The organism is Bacillota bacterium (assembly GCA_012842395.1).
GTDB lineage: Bacteria > Bacillota > SHA-98 > UBA4971 > UBA4971 > UBA6256.
The window spans coordinates 1-20,353 of record DUSX01000014.1; the positions used below are offsets into that span (position 1 = coordinate 1).

Annotated in this window: 21 protein-coding genes and 1 pseudogene; 15 read left to right on the plus strand and 7 right to left on the minus strand. The window is 58.0% G+C overall.

The window, feature by feature from the left end; genetic code table 11:
- A partial coding sequence (locus GX515_04930) for an IS110 family transposase (protein ID HHY32362.1) occupies positions 1–307 on the minus strand: 307 nt, incomplete at its 3' end.
- Between the two features lie 684 nt (positions 308–991).
- Between GX515_04930 and GX515_04935 the strand changes: the two genes are divergently transcribed.
- The 12 genes and pseudogenes from GX515_04935 (at position 992) to GX515_04990 (ending at position 10,402) form a co-directional block, all read left to right on the plus strand.
- On the plus strand, positions 992–1,342 hold the full coding sequence (locus GX515_04935; protein HHY32363.1) for a helix-turn-helix domain-containing protein: 351 nt from the start codon (positions 992–994) through the stop codon (positions 1,340–1,342).
- A gap of 291 nt (positions 1,343–1,633) precedes the next feature.
- Positions 1,634–2,104 (plus strand): ImmA/IrrE family metallo-endopeptidase, encoded by a 471-nt coding sequence (locus tag GX515_04940; protein ID HHY32364.1) that lies wholly within the window; start codon positions 1,634–1,636, stop codon positions 2,102–2,104.
- A 580-nt stretch (positions 2,105–2,684) separates the two neighbouring features.
- Entirely contained in the window at positions 2,685–3,086 is a 402-nt protein-coding gene (locus GX515_04945; GenBank protein HHY32365.1) for a hypothetical protein, read from the plus strand.
- A gap of 215 nt (positions 3,087–3,301) precedes the next feature.
- Entirely contained in the window at positions 3,302–4,144 is an 843-nt protein-coding gene (locus GX515_04950; GenBank protein HHY32366.1) for a hypothetical protein, read from the plus strand.
- 382 nt (positions 4,145–4,526) lie between these two features.
- Positions 4,527–5,030 (plus strand): zinc ribbon domain-containing protein, encoded by a 504-nt coding sequence (locus GX515_04955; GenBank protein HHY32367.1) that lies wholly within the window; start codon positions 4,527–4,529, stop codon positions 5,028–5,030.
- An 89-nt stretch (positions 5,031–5,119) separates the two neighbouring features.
- Positions 5,120–5,221 (plus strand): annotated as a pseudogene (locus tag GX515_04960) (membrane protein insertion efficiency factor YidD).
- Positions 5,222–5,255: 34 nt separating this feature from the next.
- The gene (locus GX515_04965; GenBank protein ID HHY32368.1) at positions 5,256–5,453 is read left to right on the plus strand and encodes a hypothetical protein; all 198 of its coding nucleotides are present in this window, start codon (positions 5,256–5,258) and stop codon (positions 5,451–5,453) included.
- Positions 5,454–5,625: 172 nt separating this feature from the next.
- Positions 5,626–6,168, plus strand: coding sequence for a hypothetical protein (locus GX515_04970; GenBank protein ID HHY32369.1), 543 nt, complete (start codon positions 5,626–5,628; stop codon positions 6,166–6,168).
- Positions 6,169–6,495: 327 nt separating this feature from the next.
- Complete coding sequence (locus GX515_04975) at positions 6,496–7,002, plus strand: hypothetical protein (GenBank protein HHY32370.1); 507 nt, start codon at positions 6,496–6,498, stop codon at positions 7,000–7,002.
- A gap of 268 nt (positions 7,003–7,270) precedes the next feature.
- Positions 7,271–7,753, plus strand: a complete 483-nt coding sequence (locus GX515_04980) for a hypothetical protein (GenBank protein ID HHY32371.1) — start codon at positions 7,271–7,273, stop codon at positions 7,751–7,753.
- A gap of 7 nt (positions 7,754–7,760) precedes the next feature.
- Positions 7,761–8,822: a serine/threonine protein kinase gene (locus GX515_04985; GenBank protein ID HHY32372.1), complete on the plus strand. Its 1,062-nt coding sequence runs from the start codon at positions 7,761–7,763 to the stop codon at positions 8,820–8,822.
- Positions 8,823–9,280: 458 nt separating this feature from the next.
- Positions 9,281–10,402 carry a site-specific integrase gene (locus GX515_04990; GenBank protein ID HHY32373.1) on the plus strand — a complete coding sequence of 374 codons (1,122 nt, stop codon included), beginning with the start codon at positions 9,281–9,283 and terminating at the stop codon, positions 10,400–10,402.
- A 1,240-nt stretch (positions 10,403–11,642) separates the two neighbouring features.
- Here GX515_04990 and GX515_04995 read toward each other — a convergent pair.
- A complete protein-coding gene (locus GX515_04995) occupies positions 11,643–11,834 on the minus strand; it encodes a helix-turn-helix domain-containing protein (protein ID HHY32374.1) in 192 nt (63 codons plus the stop codon).
- 1,082 nt (positions 11,835–12,916) lie between these two features.
- On the opposite strand from GX515_04995, the gene GX515_05000 reads away from it, so the two are divergent.
- Complete coding sequence (locus tag GX515_05000) at positions 12,917–13,519, plus strand: hypothetical protein (GenBank protein ID HHY32375.1); 603 nt, start codon at positions 12,917–12,919, stop codon at positions 13,517–13,519.
- 426 nt (positions 13,520–13,945) lie between these two features.
- Here GX515_05000 and GX515_05005 read toward each other — a convergent pair whose 3' ends face one another.
- From GX515_05005 to GX515_05025, 5 genes are all read right to left on the minus strand, one after another.
- Entirely contained in the window at positions 13,946–14,443 is a 498-nt protein-coding gene (locus GX515_05005) for a hypothetical protein (GenBank protein HHY32376.1), read from the minus strand.
- 776 nt (positions 14,444–15,219) lie between these two features.
- Positions 15,220–15,558: a hypothetical protein gene (locus GX515_05010; protein HHY32377.1), complete on the minus strand. Its 339-nt coding sequence runs from the start codon at positions 15,556–15,558 to the stop codon at positions 15,220–15,222.
- Positions 15,555–17,477 carry a hypothetical protein gene (locus GX515_05015; GenBank protein HHY32378.1) on the minus strand — a complete coding sequence of 641 codons (1,923 nt, stop codon included), beginning with the start codon at positions 17,475–17,477 and terminating at the stop codon, positions 15,555–15,557. Before GX515_05015 ends, GX515_05010 begins: the two co-directional genes overlap by 4 nt.
- 71 nt (positions 17,478–17,548) lie before the next feature.
- Positions 17,549–17,773 carry a helix-turn-helix domain-containing protein gene (locus GX515_05020; protein ID HHY32379.1) on the minus strand — a complete coding sequence of 75 codons (225 nt, stop codon included), beginning with the start codon at positions 17,771–17,773 and terminating at the stop codon, positions 17,549–17,551.
- Positions 17,766–17,975 carry a helix-turn-helix transcriptional regulator gene (locus GX515_05025; GenBank protein HHY32380.1) on the minus strand — a complete coding sequence of 70 codons (210 nt, stop codon included), beginning with the start codon at positions 17,973–17,975 and terminating at the stop codon, positions 17,766–17,768. Before GX515_05025 ends, GX515_05020 begins: the two co-directional genes overlap by 8 nt.
- Positions 17,976–18,107: 132 nt before the next feature.
- Between GX515_05025 and GX515_05030 the strand changes: the two genes are divergently transcribed.
- Together GX515_05030 and GX515_05035 are read left to right on the plus strand one after the other, a co-directional pair.
- Entirely contained in the window at positions 18,108–19,289 is a 1,182-nt protein-coding gene (locus tag GX515_05030) for a hypothetical protein (GenBank protein ID HHY32381.1), read from the plus strand.
- A complete protein-coding gene (locus tag GX515_05035; GenBank protein HHY32382.1) occupies positions 19,261–20,286 on the plus strand; it encodes a site-specific integrase in 1,026 nt (341 codons plus the stop codon). Before GX515_05030 ends, GX515_05035 begins: the two co-directional genes overlap by 29 nt.
- Positions 20,287–20,353: the final 67 nt, after the last annotated feature.

Consider the following 20,353-nt stretch of genomic DNA (forward strand, 5'->3'; position numbering starts at 1 on the left):
AGATCCACTCTGCGTCCTTCACGTCCGTCTTCCGCCCCGGCACTGCCTTGATATCCCGGGCATTGACAACCAGAACTTCAATTCCCGTTCCCTCGAGAATGTTATAGATGGGTTTCCAGTACACGCCCGTGCTCTCCATTGCCACGTGCGTGCACCCCTTGGACACGAGATAATCAGCTAGCTCCAGCAACTCGCTCGTCATCGTGCCGAAGGTCTTGGTCTCTTTCCCCTCTGGAGTCGCGACACACGCAACCACGAGCTTCTTGTGAACATCAAGCGCACCGCAACGCTCGTACAGTACCTCCATCAGCACGCCGCCCCCTCTGCCAGACTCACCGGCGCGGCGACCTCCAAACTGAAGATTCTACCCCGCGTGCTTCCTAAAGAGGAGCAACATTTCGTGGTGCCTCAGGTCGCCGAGGTCAGACTACTCTTTCGGGCTCTCCGGCACCAAGGAAAGCCGGCCTCCCTCAACCGGTTCGTAGAGTAGCATTCGCCGTGACCGCATTTTCATCCTTTCGATGGCGGCGGCAGCTGGCCGCCATGGACGACTACTTTGAAAATGACCGTCCAGTGACGTTTTCATCCTCTCGATGGCGTCGATGGCGGCGGCAGCTAGCTGCCACCGACGACCACTCTACCCTGAAGACAGCCGGTGGTTCCCTTTGCATCCTTTCGATGGCGCCAACCGCAGGCTGGCACGAGCGACTATCAAGACCAGCGAATCGCTGCCGGCGTCTGAAAACACGTGGAGCCGACGACCGGACTTGAACCGGTAACCTGCGCATGTGTCATGTGGAGTTCTTCGCGCCGGGCTATGAGTGGCGTGCGCTTCATTGTTATCCCCTCTCAGTTCCATATAGGAACACCGTTCATCTAGATTACAGTTCCCGAGATGAACCACGCCGATAGTGTTCTGCGGAAATTCTTCCGAGAAGGAACGTGCCTAAACGGAACAGCCTTGATATTCTAAGCACGGAGGCAACATCCCATGGCAACATTCGCGGAGAGGCTTAAGAGCCTGCGAGATCAAAGAGGGCTCACTCAAGATGGACTGGCTTCTGCTCTGGGCGTCTCGCGTTCCACAATCGCTGGATACGAGGCCCCGAGCAAGGAACGAGAGCCCGACTTCGCGCTTGTCCGCCGCTTGGCCGACTTCTTCGGCGTCAGCAGCGACTATCTCCTTGCGATCCGCGTCTCGCGCGACATGAGCCAGCGGAACCTTGCGGACCGCCTCGGCATCACGGTCCCGCAGCTCGCCCGGTACGAGAGCGCCATCGAGCCGCTGCCGGATGAGCTCGTGGACAAGCTCGCCGACGTGTTCAAGGTCGACCGACGGTAATTCACGGGAGAGATCGACCAGACGGAAATCGAACGGCTCCTCGGTGAAACCTGGTTCCGGGCGCCGGCCAGGTTGTGGCCGGAAGCCAAGAAAAGCGTCGAAGACTTCATCGCATTCGTCATCGCGCAAGAAGAGCGTAAGAAACAGCAGGAGAAACGACAGGGACAGTAGAATTAGCCTACTGCCCCTGAATTGGTCTTAAGGGTCGATACGCCGGGATCGGTACGCATTGATACGAACGGACGTTCCCTGCTATGATTATGGTACAACTTTCCAAGGGGGCGTGTGTTCGTGTCGAAGGCGGTCCAGCGGGCCCGGATCGTCCTGATGCGCTATCACGATCGAGGGTCCGAAGTCGTCGATGTGGAGGGATTCCCGAGAGCGGAAGGAGTGCAAGTTGTTCGCTGGCCTCTCAACGATCCAGTGTCCGGAGTCCTATTACGAGAACCCTCACCGGTAGTCTCCGTCAACGCAGCACACAACATCAACCGTCAACGCTTCATGATGGCCCACGAATACTACCACTACCTGTACCACAAGTCGCTGGACAAGCTGATGTGCATGACCAACCTCGACGATACCAGGACGTGTGAACGCGAGGCGAACAGGTTCGCGGCGTCTCTGCTCATGCCCGGGCACGTCGTTCGCGACTTGCTGCACCAGTATGACTCCGAGACAGTTGCCGAAAGGATAATGGTATCCGCGGAGGCGCTGCAGTGGAGGCTGAAGGAACTCGGGATCGTGGAGGGTATGCCAGCGTAGCCCGGCCGGCCACATGCGTCCATTGATGGTCAAGCATGAGGTGATGCTGTTCTGCCCACCCTGCGACGTCCCCTCGTGTGAGGTGGCGGCACCAACCTTGAAGAGCGGCGGACAAGCCGGTGGCAGCTGTGAAGCGGGGTGTGACGGAGGTCTGGCAGCTGGCCGAGTACTTTAAAGCTGACGAGGAGTTGGTCCGGCTGAGACTGACGTTGTTGGAGGTCGCGCGACGCACCGCATAGTCGGGCCTACCGGCCATGAGACGAGGCTGGCCTTGAGTGTGCCCGAGTCTCCATGACCGCGTAGCCGAGATAGCCGACGCTGTCTTGCACCGAAAAGGACCTATGAAGTTGAGGTGCGCTTCAGTGAAGCGCTCAAGCACACGATTGCTGCTCGTGGGAGGGAGGTACTCATGCAGTCTGACTTGATCGAAGAACTCACAGGCGGGTTGAAGAAAGCATGTGAGCAAAACGTGATGCCTAACGACGCTGTTCTTGTCCGGCTGAACGGACTGTCCGGTGAGGCCCTCGTGGCGACGCAAAGCCGGGTGCTGGTGCTCAAGGCGGGTTACGCGTCAGGCGCGATGTTCGGGCAAAAGGCCAAAAGCTTCCCGTATGAGGACATTTCTTCGGTCGAATACAGCTGCGGCCTGACCCAGGGGCGCATTCAGATCACTGCGTCCGGTTCCGTGGAGGCACGCCATGGCCATCGCCAGCACGATGTGCTGGGAGCATACGCCGATGCACGACAAGCTGAGAACGTGTGCAACTTCCCTTCTTCGAAGAAGCGACTGTTTCAGGAGGCAGCCAACGTAATACGACGCCAGGTCGAGCAAGCCCGCAGAGCAGCGCGCGAAACAGCGGCAACAGCCCAGCCTGACGACATTCCGACCCAGATTAAGAAGCTTGCGGAGCTCAAAGCGGCAGGGATACTGACCGAAGACGAGTTCGAGAAGAAGAAGTCTGAACTCCTCGCACGCATGTAGGCTCGCGGACCGGAGCAATCCCGAGAGGACGAGGGCTGCCGTGAGGGAGTTGCCAGGTACTGCTTGCCTGCCTCCAGGTGGATGTCCTTGTCACGGGCACAGCCCACGCCAGCATCTCGGAATTGACTGGGAATCTAGTTTGTTTTGCGTTCTGCGGAGAAAGCATCGACGGCACGTCTACATGAGGCAGACCTCGGCTGGAAGGGGGACTCCTGATGGGCACATGCGTCTACTGCGGGAAACCGGCAGGACTCTTGCGCAGCATGCATCGAGAGTGCGCGGAAAAGCGAAACCAAGGCTGGGCCGAAATGGTTAGGTTGGCCAAAGTTGCGGCATTAGGAGAGAATCCCGAAGGCCCTGTGAACAACCTCGGCAATCGGCTCGTTGAAATCGCGAAGGACAGTTTCATTACTCCGGACCAGGTGCAGCAGGCGTTGATTGACGGCTGGCAACAAGCGGTAAGCCACTTTCTGGAAGACGGCAATCTGGATGCGCAAGAAGAAGCCCGGCTCACTCAGTTTGCCGAGCAGTTTGGCCTCACCCAAGGGGACCTAGATAGGAATGGCGCCTACACTCGGTTTGTAAAAGGCGCAGTGCTGCGCGAGCTTATGGAAGGACGAGTTCCTTCGCGCTTCCACCCAATAGGAGGCTTACCATTCAACTTTCAAAAGGGTGAGGCTCTGATCTGGGCCTTCGACAACGTGGCCTATTACGAAGAAAAGACCCGCCGGCAATACGTGGGCGGGAGTCACGGGATGAGTTTCCGGATTGCCAAGGGGGTATATTACCGAGTTGGTTCTTTCCGAGGACTGCCGGTGGAAACGACTGAAAGAGTGCGCGTAGATACGGGGATACTTGCGGTGACAACAAAGCACATCTACTTCCAGGGTGCGACAAAGGCCTTTCGGGTGCGCCTGGACAAAGTAGTTTCGTTCGTGCCGTATTCAGATGGGGTTGGGATCCAGCGGGATGCAGCGACGGCAAAACCGCAATTCTTTATCACCGGGGACGGCTGGTTCACCTATAACCTGCTAGTCAACGCAGCGAGACTGTGTTGACCAATTCGAGGTTCCGGCGCCAAGAGCGGTGGCTGACCCGAAGCCCGCAGCATGATGGGCGATAGGTGTTTCTTCACCGCTGGAAAGATGTGTGGCTACGAACGCTGGTTGAAGACCATCGCAGAGCCCATGTCCACAGGGGCGTAGCAGTGACCACAGACACGTGTGGCAAGCCCTTTGAGGAGCCCCCGTCCCTCATCTCGGCAAAGGGTTGACAAGAGGTATTGGGTGGGCGCCATGTACACGAAACGAGAGGCACAGACTATCTCCTTGAATTAGCGATTGTCAGAGGTTCGATCACTTAGTAGCGCGGGCTCTCCGGGCGGAAACACCGCCGTGCAATCGGCTACAACACGTCTCAGATATTGGAGGCGATCGGCCCATGAGCAAGTGTCCTGACTGTGGGACGGAAAACGCGGAGCACAACGAATTCTGTACGCATTGCGGAGCAAGCCTGTCAGGGCCTCATCTATATAGCCATACACATGCCTCAACGTCCAGCCCAGGATCCGGCTCGACGATTGCCGCCGGCGGCAATAAGCAAAGTGTGGAGCTGCTGCAACGCGAATTACGCGATTTCAGGCGTCATCTCCTTGCTCATACATCGGGACTCGCTGGGGCGCTATCCGCAATCTTGCCAGGCCTCGGCCAGATATATGCAGGCAGCCCCGGCTCGGGGATACCAATCATGCTTGCATGGGTGATTGGCCTGCTTGTGTATGCCACTTGGTGCATTCGTACTCTCACCCAGCCGAGATTCAGTTGGGAACCTTCTCCAACACTAACGGTTGGACACGTGCTGGTCGGTCTCATGATAGTTGTACTGTGGGTATTCAACATTCTGCACGCAATCAGCGTGAGTGAGACATTACAAGGGGGCAAATGACGGGGGCATGGCAGGGCGAGCCGCAGTTGGCGAGCTTTCTCTTTGTATAAATCTGATCGGTTACGACAGACTCGGAGTATTGTCTCCCTGCGCACAAGAATTACGGCTTCTGGGTTGGCACCGCGAAGACCATTTGGCGGCTTTTGCGGTGTAATCCCTGGAATCATGGGAGTTGTGTTGACTACTCTTGAAGGATTACCCAAGTATGACAGGAGGGTGATGCCTGTGCGCAGGTCTCGGACTTTACTCTTTTGTCTCGTTGTGTCTTCCGCGCTCGCAGGCCTCGTCTACGCGGCTTCCCCAGTCCGCGTTATTGTCAACGGCGTGGACCTTGGTCCGGCCGCCCAGGGCCGCATCATCGAGGGCCAGGTCATGGTCCCGCTGCAGGCCGTGGCGGAGGCCTTGGGCGCTGACGTGAGGTGAGACCCGGTAGCGTAATGCGTTTACATCACGACCAAGGCGGCTAAGGACGCTTCTGAAGGGTCGGCTCCGGCGCCGGCCGAAAAGAAACTAGACGCGGTAGAGGTGCGCAGAGAACATGCAGCTTTGTGTGTCCGCTAGCCGCTTTTGGATACCGAGAAGGAGGGGAATAGGCGTGGAGTGCAGGAGGTGGGCACGCGTCAACCCCAAGAGTTTGATACTCTGCTTGCTTGGTTCTGTTTGCATGCTCATTTCCGGTTGCTACGAGCCGATCTTGTCCCTTGATTTCAACGAAGAAGGGGTCAGTCCCCTGACGATAACGGTAATAGGTGGAGATATGGTTTCGGAAGAGGATATGAACGTCGTGTTTTCTCAGTTGACGATGCTCATCCCTGAACTACTGAAGAACTATGACTGCCGCGTCGAAGGCAAGCAAATCGTCCTCACTCGCCGTGACTTCGCGCTCGCACAAGACTTTCCTTATATTACCTTCAAGAAACAGGCTGACGGGAGCTATCTGTTCGAGGCAGCCATACCCGCACTATATGCTACAGAGCAAGAATCCGACGACATATTCATGACTCTACGCGTTAGCCTGCCAAGAACCATCAACATGGCAAATACCATCGACGTAAACGACAGGACGGCCACGTGGACGGTTAGGAAGAACCAGCTCCACAAGGCGCAGCGGCTACGGGCGGTTACGATCGCAGGCTGACCGCCTGGCTGGAAGGCTCCAGCGGGCTCACGGCCGTCAGTGATCATCAGACGTACCTGGTTCAAAACCCGTGAGTGCAGAAGGCAACAGTAGACGAGCACCATCGGCTGAGGTGCAGGTACCTGTCAAGAGCTGTCCCCATGAGCCTCGAAGACGCGAAGGCGAGGGGGTATGCGCCGTGCAGTGTGCGGGCCGCCGGTCTAGGCGTCAGGCAGATGCTGCCTGAGGCGTCAACTCTTGGGCGCACGGCCTGAAGAGGGCTGACATGAGCCGCCCGGATGGAAGCGGCGGCGCCGGATCCGATTATCGGCGAGGAGGCGAATCTCTGTGCTGAAGACAAGGGTTGTCGTGTTGTCCGCTATGTTGCTGATGCTCGTCTTTTCGATGCCCGTGCGTGCTGAGTTGCCAGGTCAGCCACACATAATCAACAACCTTCCCCAATGTATAGAGATCACAAAGTTCAGTTTTCAGCCAGTCTACTCGCAATACAGCACGAAACTCAAGACAGACGTGAGCTTCCGGAACACCGGCAACCAAGCAATCGAAGCATATCGCTTTGGCTTCGTCTATTACAACTACTTTGACGAGAAAACGTACTCTTTCGGGGGCTACGGTCTAAGTAGAGTTAAGCCACAGGGTTCGTATAACGCATCGTGGGAGTCCTTGTCAGGTACCGATGCGCTAACAGGCTTCGTATGGATTGACAGCCTCCGCTTGGCCGACGGCACCGTCATCAAGGCCGACACTAGCGAGGTGGCCCGGATCATTAGCGAGACTATCAAGGAGCCCATCTCTGCGGAAGCGTTGAGCACTGTCAGGGACAACGAAAAGTAGGGAAGAGCGGGGTAGCCCCAGGAGGCCAGATCGGGCGCAGGGAGCCTTAGGCGTACGCCGACCTTCCTATCCGGCGTCAGAGGATGTTCTGGCAGATCATAGAGTCCCAGTTGCAGGGTGGTGTGTTCACCCTGTCCATGACATGGCGTGTCGGAGACGGGGCGAGATAAGGCCGCTTAATTAGGGGCCTGCCACACGATGAACCTCCTCTACTACGGCGACAACAATGGGTGGGTCGTGAGAACTGACGGCAAGGGAGGGACTGTCATTGAAGGGTATTGGCTTCCGTTCAACCGCTTCAGAAGTACACTATGCGGTCGCAGAGGGGACCCCTGCAGAGCCTGCTCTCCTGACCGTGGACGTCCTGCGAGCCCCCAGGGCCTACGAGTTTCCTCAGGCTCTTGCATGGTATAGAGAGCAGTGTATAGCATTAATCCGCGAGTTTGAGGTCCACGCCTGTGGAGTCAGATTGCCTGAACCTCTTGCAGGAAGGATGGGTTCAGCAGCCAGACAGGGCGCACAGAAGCGGGCGAATATCGAGGGGGTACTGATGGAAGCGTGTGCCTGCATGGGGCTTGGATGCGTTGTGGGTCCACTGGCCACCATAGCCGCAAGGCTGGGCGAGAGATCCGTAACAACCATACTGGAAGCAACCAGTTTCCGAGGCGTGAAGAGATGGAGCACCCTGAATTCCAACAAGAAGGAAGCCGTTCTAGTTGCGATTGCCGCTCTCTCTGCTAGGGAGGCGTGAAGAGGGTATGGGGATGGAAATAGTGTCTGAAATCCGAGCCGAAATACTCCAGCAAATCGGTGTCGGTGAGGGAAGGAATTCGACAGTGTACCTTGCTCGCGATCTTCAGCTTAATGGGCATATAGCCCTGAAGGAAGTACCCCTGGATCAGTTCGAGAACCCCGATGAGTATTTCCGGGAGGCGGTCACTCTTTTTGCCACTGCCTGTAGCAGGGTCGTGCCCGTTCAGTATGCCTGCAAGGGCGACGACTGCGTAAGGATAGCTATGCCGTATTTCGCGAAGGGATCGCTCAGCAAGATCATTCAGAGACACCCTTTGACTACTAGAGAAATAGTGACTTACGGACAACACATTCTAGCTGGGCTTCATCACATCCATGCAACAGGATTCGTACACTTTGACATCAAGCCAACGAACATCTTAATCGGCAATGATGGGACTGCCCTGGTATCTGACTTTGGCCAGTCCCGGAGAGTAAACGATCTGGGGGTGGCAAGTGTTCCCCCATTGTATCTCTATCATTGGCCACCAGAATGCCTTGTGTCCAATATGACCACCAAGCTATCAGACATCTACCAGGTAGGGCTAACCCTCTATAGGCTTGCAAACGGCGATGCCTTTTTCAAAAGCCAGGTACATCCCTCAAGCTCGAGAGACAGGTTGTCGCAGCTAATCGCTACTGGCCATTTCCCCCGCCGCGATCGTTTCCTGGCTCATGTTCCCAGCTCTCTGCGAAGAGTGATTAGGAAAGCACTCCAACTGGATCCTAGCCGCAGATACCAGACGGCGTTGGAGATGGCTGATGCACTCGGACGAGTTGATTCCCTGCTAGATTGGCAATATAGGTGGGATGGGATTGGGCATTTGTGGTTCCGCAGGTCTGCGACCCATGAGTGGAGAATTATTATGGAGCCCGACGCTCACGGGTGGCGAATCAAAGGGTGCACGATTCGTTTGTCCGACAATCTGACCCGTGCTAGGAAGCCCTGGAACTGCGGCCCGTTACCACTCCGCAAGGCGGAGCAAGTGATAAGAAGGGTGTTCCAGGATATGGAGGCGGAACAGTAGTGGCGAAGTGCCCATTCTGTGGAAGGCGACTTAAGCGTTCTTCACGCGCGCTCTTAAGCAACAAGTTCTGCCGATGGTGCATTTCAGACCGAATCCGTGCCAGCGGGGCGACCATGTACGGGCCTGCGATAAGGTTCAAGGAAACGCCGACGGGCTATGTGATCGTCGAACCCGTTGAGAAAGGAAACGCAGGGGATCGCGAACCAGTGCATCATCCTATATGAAGGGTATTCGTCCGGATAGCCCGGAGTGGCGCGTGTGGTCTTGCCCTCGGCTTTATCTATCCTGCAGGCTGCCGCGGCAGCGATGACCAGGAATCAGTTGGGTAAGAGCATTCCCGACCTTCTTCAGGAATGCTAGCGCTTCGACCTGTGCGCAGCGATCGTATCCACGCAGCTTATTGACAGAGAAGGCTGGCGTTTCGGTGCGCTCCTGTGAGTTGGGGGAGGCGACACGGCTTGCGAGGCCATATCGAAAAGCGCTGGAGCTCTTCGTACACAATCATCATCGACCTTGGGAAAGATCCATCTACCGGCAAGCGCAAGCGCATCGCCAAGAACATCGCGACCGAGGACCGCGAGGTAGCCGAGCGCGAGATGCGCCGGATGATGAGTGAGCTCGATGACGGCACATATGTGGAGCCAACTGCCCTCACCCTCGGCGACTGGTGTCGCCAGTGGTATGACATGCAGAAGGATCGCCTCGGGCCTAAGACGCGCAGGCGCTATGCCGAGTGCATCGACCTGCGACTCATCCCGAGGCTCGGCCACATACGGCTGGACAAGCTGCAGCCGCTACACATACAGCGGTTCTACGTCGAACTCAGCCGCGCCGGGCGGACCGGCAAGGCCAACGGCGCTGACAAGGCCGATGAGGACACCCAGGACGCCCGGCCGCTATCGCCAGGGTTGATACGCTATCACCATGCGGTCCTCTACAAGGCTCTGGAGGCGGCCGTGAAGTTCCGCCTCATTAGGCAGAACCCCGCCTCGGGCCTGGAGCTCCCCAAGCTCCCGCGCTGGCAGGCGAGGGTAAAGCCCCTTACTCCGGAGCAGATCGCGTCCATGCTTGCGGACGCCCGTAAGACCCCATACTACATCCCGATCCTTCTGGCGGTCACATGCGGGCTCCGCCGAGGCGAGATCCTCGGCCTGCGGTGGCAGGACGTGGACCTCGAAGCCGGCCGGCTTACCATCAACCAAACCCTGGGGTACACGCCCGAAGAGGGCATATACATGAAGGACGCGAAGACCGATGGGAGTCACGCCACCGTGACGATCCCGCCAATCACCGTTGACGCCCTACGCGCTCACCGCGCGGAGCGGAACAAGCGCAGGCTCAAGAAGGGCGAGGGGTGGAAGGACTTCGACCTCGTCTGCGATCGCGGCGATGGCGCCCCCTGTCACCCTGACTCCATCTCCTCCTGGTTCCCTAAGTGGATGAAGGGCCGCGGCACAGACGGGATCACGTTCCACGGCCTTCGGCACGCGCACGCCACATGGCTGATCTCCCTGGGCCTAGCCTACATCCGAAGGAGATACAAGAGCGCCTCCGGCACCGGGACATCAGCACCACGATGAACATTTACGGCCACCTGATGCCCGGGCGGGACGAGCAGGCGGTCGCTGCGATCGAGAAGTCTCTCCGTGACGCTCAGGATGCCGGCAAGGGATCCGGGAGGAGGGCTTCGAGGGAGTGACATGGCAACGGTTTGGCAACGGTTTTGTGCGCATTTTGTGGCAACGTTCTTCGCGACCGACGGTCTAGCTGCAAAAAGAATGGAGCCGACGACCGGACTTGAACCGGTAACCTGCGCATTACGAGTGTGGGTTTAGCTGTTGGTTTGCTTTGGCGGGGATAGGCGAATGTGAGGTTATGCTGGCCTTTTAGTCGCGTGGTATAGGTTTCCATAAGGCCGTTTTGGGGGCTTTCTTGAAGAAACTATCCCCAAACTATCCCCAATGTTACCCATGGACGCCGCGCCGCGGGCCACGATAGAGGGCCGGGCGAAAGGAGAATGAACGACATGTTGACGGAGGCTCAGGCGAAAAGGCTAGGTTGGGAGGTAGTGCGTGGGTCGTATCGTGACACGTGTGATGACAGACTTGACCGCTGATACTTACAGCGCACTGACGCACGCATAGTGGACAGGCGCGGGCCGGGCTATATGACGAAAAAGGCCGCTCTCGAAGCACTCGAAATGCACCTGCGCTTGGAGGAGGAGGCGCGGGCCGATGCCTAAGCGTCGCGGCCGCGGAGAAGGCTCTATCTTCGGATCAGAGGGGCGGGGGTTCGAGTCCCTACGGGCGCGCCAGCTATTTCGGGGTTTCTGCGAGCGGTGAGGTCCCGCGTACAGGCAAACGTACAGGCTAAGTACCTGGAAAACGAAAGCCCCGGTGCGCGTTGCTCCGGGGCTTGCTATGCCCGCAAGTAGACCGCCGGTTACCCGCCGGTTACCCGCAGGTTACCTGTGCGATTTCGAGAGTTTTGCGAGAAGAGAAAAAAGGCGTCGCGTACAACAGGCACGTTCACACGGCCGCACGCGCCGCCTTTTGTGGTTCGGGTTGTCAACGTCAAGGTTGTCAATGTCACACTTGACACGCTCTAGGCACCCTGTTTGCCCTCAAATCTCCCCGTCAGGTTCTCATGCAGGTCGCGTACAGCTTGTTCCTCATGGGGACCTTTTCGCACAATCGGCCGCGCCGCCGGTCCCGAGGAGGCCGGACGTGGAGATTATGGGGGCCTCCCCCCTCTATTACGCTATCTAACGCCTATAAACCTTCCGGCCGCCTACCGTGAAAGGTGGGATGTTTCGACTCGTCAACTTTCCGAGGTTGACGGCCGGTCAGGGTGCAGGAACTTGTCAACCTCATCCCGAGGCACGCGCCACGCGCGCCCTATCCTCACGCCGCGCAATTTGCCATACTTCAGGAGCACGTACACTGTTCTAGGGGACACCTGCAACAGCCGGGCAACCTCCTCAACTCTCAGCGCTTCGGACCGCTCATCCATGATATCACCTCCAAGGCTATTCTAAGTGAACGGAGTGCACTGTCAAGTAATGGCGTGGAATAATCCGCATATGTGTTTGGTTCGCATAATATGCATTATGTAACCTAGCCTTTCCTAAAGGCCAGCTAAAATGGGGTGAATTCGAGGCGGGAATGGTGGGGAACCAGTGGGGAGAAAACCGCGCTTTCTTCCCCACTTGGAGGGTCAAAACACGGGCAAAATCGGGGTGCGTTCCCCACCACGCCGGGAGGTCTTAGGGGGGGGCGGAGAATTCTCGGGCAGCTACACGGCGACCGGGCAGCCGGCCTCGCGTGTGCAAAGCTCCCTTTTTGCCGTGCGTCTACCGCCGGGGCGAGGGGTGTTTCCCTTGTTTCCGTTCCCGGCGCGCTTGTTACGGTCGCCAGCGGGTTGTTAAGGTTGTCACGGTTGTTCGTTTGTTGCCCTGTGGAAACATTTCCACGGGGCGCTCGTCGCCAGCGGGTTGTTACGGTTGTTCGCCGGGACAAAGTGAGACAAGCTGGAACAGTGGAACGCCGAAACGGCAGCTTGTTACGGTCGTTCGCCTTGTTCGTATTGGCAGGCCGCGTGTTCGCCTTGTTCGTGTTCTGCCGCTCACGAGCGGGCCTCAACGCGAGCGGTCGCAGGGGCAGAGTGTCAGTGGCGTGTCAGTGCGGTGTCAGCGGCCGGGCGTCGTCCTCACCCAAGAGCGGGGTTCTCTTTTTGTGGTTCGGTTCGGTTTGCGCGCAGGCCGCAACCTGTTGCGAGGGGATTCGCCACGAACCTTACCGCCTCCCGCCCTGCTCGTCTCCGCGTCATCTATTTCGCCTTCCTCTCTCGTAGATGGACAGGATCTGGACGGGGACCTTTCCTCGCAATTGACCGCAGCCCCGGTCCCGGGCAGCCGGGCTGTAGAAAGTGAACCCGCCCATGGCACTTCGCATGACATGGCCAACTCTCCTGAGGCGTCGCTTGTGACGAAAGCGGACAGTTGGACACCGTAAAGAAGACGCGCCAGGAAGAGGATTCGTGCCACAAGTAACAAATGAAATATCCGACTGTGAAGCCGACAGGAGGTGGCCCGTGTGCGAAGGGGTATAGAGAGTCTCTATTTCGTTCCGCATGTAAAGGACCATGAGACGCAGAGACTACGCACGGTTGCGGTATTCGTGGGGGTTGTCTCCGTCGCATTGGCACTGGGGGTCGCAGGACTCGCTAGCGGGGAGGAGCCCGGCGGATATGGAGAATGGCTGAAGGCAGCGCAACAGGAGGCGATCAATAGTATCCTCTCGGGTACGCTTCTCTCCTCCGGGATGGTGCCAACTGCGTCTCTGCTGGACTCTTTGTGGGACTTTGGTATTCGGTATATGCAGGCCCATCCCGACGTGGACCTATCCAGGTTTGAGGCTGCCTACGTGCTACCATACTTGCGTCCGAATCTAACTTATCCGGCGCGGGTACGACTGGCTCGTTATGTGGTGGCGAAGCAGATGTTCCAGCCGGACCCAGAAGACGTGTTCAAGGCGAGAGTTGCCGCGCTGAAGGATCTCGGAGGTTATATCCCCACAATGCGCATGAGAATATTCCTCGGTACCATGGATCTAATGGAGACCGGGGAAATTCCTCTTTTACAGGCATATCAGTGGCTCACAGATGAATCCGAGAGGCTACGAAGTGAAGGGTATTGACCCGAGGCGTCGCTGTTGACGATAGTGAACAATGAAACACCATAAAAAAGAGGCGCGCAGGTGGACAGTTAGACACCACAAAAAAGCGGGCCAGGACGGCTAGAAGGTGTGCCTCTCTCGCGCCGAGGGTAGTCTTTTCCCCTACCGGGGAGCGAACGCGCCTCCAAAGGCCGTCCTGTGCGCGAGAACAACACCGAAACAACGCACCGTAAAAGCGGGGGCAGCGGCCTCGGTCACCATCATGGAAATGGCGCGAAAATGGGTAAGGCCGCTTTCCCGCCGCTTTCTTCGGTCGCTCCAGGCTTGCGAGGACCTCCCGGAATATGCGTCTCGCGGCCCCCACTTGCCAGCGCGGCTTGCCGTCAGCACCCCGCCCGAGGTACATAATCGCCTGGTAGCCGTCGCCGTGCTTGCGGACGTGGCCTTTCATTGGAACTCCTTAGCCGCCTCCTCGATCTGCCATTGCTCATGGTTCTGGAAGGCGTAGAACAGTGGCCCGCTCATGAGCATTAGAAGTCCGCCCTGCCCGTCCCTTGCCACCACGCACACGGACTCGGACATGACATAGACTTCACTGTCTGCCGTTGAGTATGCAGGCGTAGGGCGCCCATACCGCGCCCGCGCTATGCCGCTCAGCGCCTTGTAGTCCCCGCCCACGATTACTATGGCCGCGAGCTCGCCGTCGAGAAAGCCGTATCCTATGCTCTCCACGGGCACCACACCGCCCAACACAAGATCCTCGTTGACCTTCCTCCAGAAGGCGAGGCCCGGAATGCCCGTATCCTCAACCGCGACTTGGGTAACCTCGCCGAGCAACGATAGCGGATCGCCCCACCGCAAGCCCCGGAAGACCGCTTCCTGCGCCACCGCCACGCTTGTCCACGCCAGCACCACGACGACCGCCACACACAACGCCTTCCGCACAACAAGCACCCCCTTGATAGTCAAAGGCGGCCCTGCAGCCGCCCTTGGTGCGCACCAGGACATGTCGACCTACGTCCGCGCCCCCTGCGCGCTTGCGGCCCTACTCGGTGATGGTGATGGGGTGACTTTCGACGTACACGGTCACTATGGACGCGCTAGCTTCGTCGGTTGCGACGTTGTAAGATGGTTCTTGTTGCGGTTGGAGGGGGTACGACGCAACGAACTCGCTGCAGGCCTAGGGTCCCTTTGCTATTCTCCACCCGAGCATACACTTCCTGCCTGTCGGGGTCGGTTCCAACATGCACGTTCGCTTTCCACGTTCTTCGCGCTTGCGGCTACGACGGGCTGCTCGGTCCTCCAGTAGTCGTTCACGCTTGCACCCCTTTCCGTGATCAGGCAAGGATCAGGGCAGCAAAGGCCTTTCTCTTGCGAAAGGTGGGTAGCTAGCTAGGGAGTTTTGCTCGAATCTCCCTTAGGTAAGGTTTATCTGGCTTAGGCCGCCTCCCGAACCGGTACGGATAGAGCGGACATGTGCGAATCGGACATAGCTTGACCTCTTGGAAGCTCCCACAGCAGCAGTCGAGGCATTTCTTGCGAATGGCCTGCATTGGAGTCATGTGCCTTCACCCCCTCCCTCGAAGCGCACAACTTCACACGCAGTAAAAAAGCGCGCCTACCGCGTCCGCAGGCCACGCCACGAGCCACCCGCACCGGGGACAACGGAAGGGAACCAGCTTTGAGTCAGTCTCGCGTTTCATAGGCCATAACCTCCTCATCTAGGTGGTGGGAATATCTCCACCACCTTTCTGTTTCTCCCGCCACCAGCCGGGGTCGTGGACCCAGGCTTGTTTGTCCACGTCGAAGCGGAAGTCAATCGGGTTCTCGCCGTGAGGTCCGAGAATCACGGGCGAGGGCCCTACGAACCTCACTGTGCAGCCGGCGGGCAGGGTTGCGGGCCGGAGGAGTTCGAGGAGTTCTTCCTTGTGCTCGATTAGCTCCTGCCGCAGCTCAGGCGTGAGCACCCCCGCTGGCGCCCGATAGCGAAGCGCGTCGCCATCGGCGCGTAAGTCCACACCCAAGGCGCGAAGGCGGGCCAGAAGCGCGGCCGGGGTCATACCGTTCCCTCCTCCCATTCACGAGGGTTGCCAGATAGAGAATGCAAATCATCGTCCCCTGCGTCCCCTGCGTCCCCGGCCGCGTCGTGCTTGCGTTCCGGCGGGGACGCGACAGATCGCGTTTGCGTCCCCGCTTCGTTTTGCGTCCCCATTTGCGTCCCCGCAAAAAGTGAGGAATCATGCGGCTTTGCGGGTTCCGGGGACGATGGGGACGCACGCGCGCATACTCTTTCTATGACGATAGCGCGATGCTTCTCGCGGTCCCGGCCGCGCGTAGTGAATTCAATCTTGATTCCGATGGTTCGTAGGAATGTCGCCGCGCGCCGGATGCGGCCGCTCAGGCTTTTCGCGTTCTTCGGCCAGCTCTTGCTCTTTCGCTGTTGCTCTGTCGTGTATCGCTCAAGCTCGTTTAAGAGCTCTGTCGCCGTCCCGCTCCAGCTCTCGCGTTCCGTGAGAAGGTCGCGAACAGCATTCGCCACGAGGTCGCTTTCAAGCGCGAGGTCTACAGCCTCGGCGCGGTTGCTGGTGTAGGCCTCGATGAATGCACCCGCCGGCCACGGCAGCGCCGGCTCGCAGGCGACAACCCACTTAGCGAAGTCGGCCATGCGCGGTAGCTTGTCTAGGTTGACGTGTTCGACGTTTCGCAGGCCTTCGGCTACCGCGTCAAGTAGCGCGCCGAGAATGTGAGGCCGGGCTTCCTCGAATTCACGCCAAAACTCCTCCTCGGGTCGCCGGCGGTCCTCGGGAATCGGCGGCAGGTTCAGGAGCAGCGCGCGGTCTAGAAGGTCGTGGCGGCTTACAACGTCTTCGATACCGTTTATCGCGAGGGGTCGCGTCGCGTCGAAAATCACCTCATCGCTGTCGGAGTACAGCGCCCGCGTTGCGAACCCGCCGCCCGTTGCGATTCGACACAGCGCGTCCGAAAGCCAGCCTGGGATGTTGCTGAGGTTATCAAACGCGAGCATCCAGGCGTTTGTGGCGGCTATCATCAAGTCGCGCTCGTCCCTGGGCGTCGTCCGCACCGGCGCGGTCGCGGGGTCCACCAGCGAGCGGAGTACGCGAACCACAGTCGTCTTGCCCGCGCCTTGTTCTGCTGTTAGAACCAGGACCGGATACGGGCCGCGAGGCCTCAGCACGGCCACGAGCCAGGCCACGAGCAGGCGCCAGTCGTCATCATCCGCGACGTTGACGAACCTTCGAAGCTCATCTATGTTGCCGCCGCGCTCGGGCCGGGGGAGAGCGGCCATGCCGCGAGGACGCCGGAAGTTCACCGGCGGGTTCGCGATGATGCGCCAGCCCGAGGGGCTTATCTCCACAGCCTCCCAGGCCGGGTTCCCGAGGTCGAGGTAGATTCTCCCGTTGTATTCAGCCAGGCGCACGAAGACTTGCTGTTCCGCGCGCGAGAAGATGCACGTCGCTTCGACGTCCGAAAGCGCGTCAGCCACCGCCTGGTTCGACGGGGTTTTACCAACTTCGGCGCGAAAGCGGCTCTGGAGCCATAGTTTGAAGTCGCGGCTCTTGACGGCGTGACACTCCAAGTGTCCGTCCTCACGGCTGAGAACCGCGTACGCGACGCGGCCCGCGTCGTGGAACAAAAGCGCGCCGTCCTCAACCAGCTCGATCAGCTTCACGGCCTCGCACGGACACTGAGGCTCAGGAATCCTCTCAAACTGAATCCCGGCCGCCGCGAGGACCTCTTCGTATCTCCTGAGCCGCCGCCAGGCCGCGCGCGCCTGGGCTTGCGTCAGGTCGCCCACGGTTCGCAAGCGCCAGGCCGCTTTCTGAAAGTCCTCGCGGTCCTCGGGCCGGAGGTATCCCTGCCCGGCGCCGTCTGCGAGGTAGCGAATTGCCACGTAGAGTAGGTTCTGAGACTTCTTCCTTAGCTGGGCCTCATCGAATGGTATAATGTCAATGGACACGCGTCCACCACCTTTCCGCGCCCCGGGCCTGCGCCGGGGCTTTCTTCACGTTCATTCCTCCCTCGCACGCTCTAGCTCAGCTTTCGTATCTGCCCCGGCACAGACTCGGGCTCGCAGTGCAAGCTCGCTTGCTCTTGCTGCTCGAGCCACTTATCGAGGGACTCACGGCGAAACAGCAGCTTGCCGGGGAGGCGCACGTGAGGGATCTTTCCCGCCTTGGCGTACTCCAGCAGTTTCCAATAACTCATTCCTAAGTATTCAGCCGCTTGTTTCGCCGGCATGGTCACCCTACTCATCCCTTTCCACCTCCTCAAGAAGTCGGCGGGGCTCTGTACCTAACAATTGCGCCAGCCTTTCGAGGAAACGCCCACCCGGCTTTGCTCTCCCCGTCTCCCACTTCGTTATCAGGCTTTCGCTGACCCCCAGGGCTACCGCAAGATCAATTTGTCTTAGCCCGGCTTTCATTCGGGCCAATTTCAACGCGTTAAGCCGTACCATGCCCTTTAGCCTCCTAATGAAGAAACTTTATTGACAGATCTCTAGGATTAACCTATACTTAGGGTAACATGGTAATAAAGCTTCAGCAATAGGAATATCCGTAAACATCCGTAAACCTAGGAGGCTATTCTTATGGGCGCCCGGTTCTTGTTCGATAAGGCGAGAAGGAAGGGGTTATCCGAAAAGGATTTCCCGCCGGAGGGTATGCCGGAGTTTTTACGTTCACCGGAAGATAACAGGTGGGGGGTTTATAGGCAATATAAAATCTACACTCCAACAAGTGAGGAGCATCAAAAACTATTTGCTCAATCACCTGAGAAAGAAGTAGCCGATTTACTTGGCGGCAAGGTAATAGATTATGACGAGCCCGAATGTATCTGGAGCTCCCCGGCCAGCGGAATATCTCGGGTTTATAATCCCTTTACCGATTCGCCGGAGGTATTCCTTGAATTCGCCTCGCTAGGAAGAAGCGAACAGCCACAAAAAGATAGGATATTGAAATTCGTTCAATCATACGGCGACATCTTATACGCCGATCCTCCCTTTTATCTTTCACATGCAAAAATCGAATGGGAGCGCGGGAGTTCAGTTGAGGAATTCCATAGAGAAGCCAGGATTGCTTATAACGCACTTCGCCTTTTTGAAGAGGTTATGGCGTTGGATAAAGAGAGAGTAAAGCAGCACATAGCCTATCTTATTGGCAACTGGGACGCATTGCGTCTACGAGGGCTCGATGAATGTAAGCCTGAGCAGTATGAGGAGTGTCTGCGTGACGGTGAGGTCACTAGTACAGTGGACTGCCCGAAAACGGGCTGCGACGGTGAGCCCCCGATAGAGAAAGTCTTGCAAGAGATTGACGATCCAATAGAAGCGGGAAGTTTTCTACTGCTGAGAATCATTCTCGCGAAAATGCACGCCTCATGGGATTATCCTGTTCTCCCCGTAATTAGTTACCAATTTGAGTATAGGCAAGGCAAGTCTGTCCCCCGGTTTTACTCCTCGTGGTCGGTTCCCACTCTACTACAAGCCATATGGACGCTCTTTTACTTGAAAGTCACGAACCAGATAGAACAAGACTACCGGATATGCCCTTTCTGTGAGGAGCCGATAATTAAACCGCGCAGGAATCAGATCTACCATGACGGCTGTCGTCAGGCAAAGTTCAACCAAGATAAGAGGGAGGTTCTGAGGCTCTTCAGAGAAGGCAGATCCGTGGAGGAGATCGCTGACGAAACGGGTTTTGAAATTGCAAGGATAGAAAAATGGATTAAGGGAGGGTCAGCGAATGGCGGGAAGTCTCGAGAAGAGAGGTAAAGACTCGTGGCGGCTCATAGTGTCCTGCGGTATGGGGCCGGACGGGAAGCAGGAGAAGAAGACGAAGACGGTCACCGTGAACACTAGTTGCCCCGAGAGGTCGTGCAAGGACTGCAACAAGCTGACGCGCTGCAAGGCAAGGAAGGAAGCTGAAAGGTTCCTCGTTGAGTTCGTCGCCGAGGTTGAGAAGGGCCTCTACGTGGATCCGACAAAGCTCACGCTCAAGGACTTCGCCGAGAAATGGCTCAGGGACGGCAAGCCGGACCTCGCGCCGAAAACCAGGCTCCGCTACAGAGAGATTCTCGAAAGAGCGGGCGAGGCTATGGGCCACCTGAAACTCGGCAAAATTAAGCCGCTCCACCTCGTGGAGTTCTATAACAACCTGCGAGAGGAGGGTATTCGCAGGGACAGGCGCGCGGGCCGGCTCTCGGAGAAAACGATACTCTATTACCATAGGGTTCTGCACGCCATGTTTAGCGACGCGGTAAAGTGGGGAATTCTCTCGCAAAACCCGGCAGATAAGGTTGAGGCGCCGAAACTCAAGCGCGCAAAGGTGTCCTACTACGATGAAAAGCAGACAGCGGAGCTCCTCGCCGCCCTCGAGACGGCACCCTTGCAATTCAAGGCCGCTATTCTCCTCGAGCTCGCGACGGGCCTCCGGCGCGGAGAGCTAATGGGCCTCGAATGGCAGGACGTGGACTTCGAGGCCGACACTATTGAGGTCCAGCGGTCCAGCCAATACCTGCCGGGCCACGGCGTGTTTACGAAGGAGCCGAAGACGGAGACTTCGAAGCGAATACTTGCCGTCCCGGCCTCCGTAATGGCTGTGTTAAAGCAGTATAAGGCCGCTCAGGCAGAGCATCGCTTGCAAGTCGGGGACCTGTGGCAGGGGTCGAACAGGCTCTTCACCACCTGGGACGGCCGGCCGATGCACCCTGACTCACGTTTGACAGCAAAACGGGGTTTTGATGTGCCACGGATCCGGGAACCCGCATGAAATGGACAGCGGCATCCGCAAGATCGGGAAATGTTGTGCCACGTATATGCGGTTACGCTATTGACAT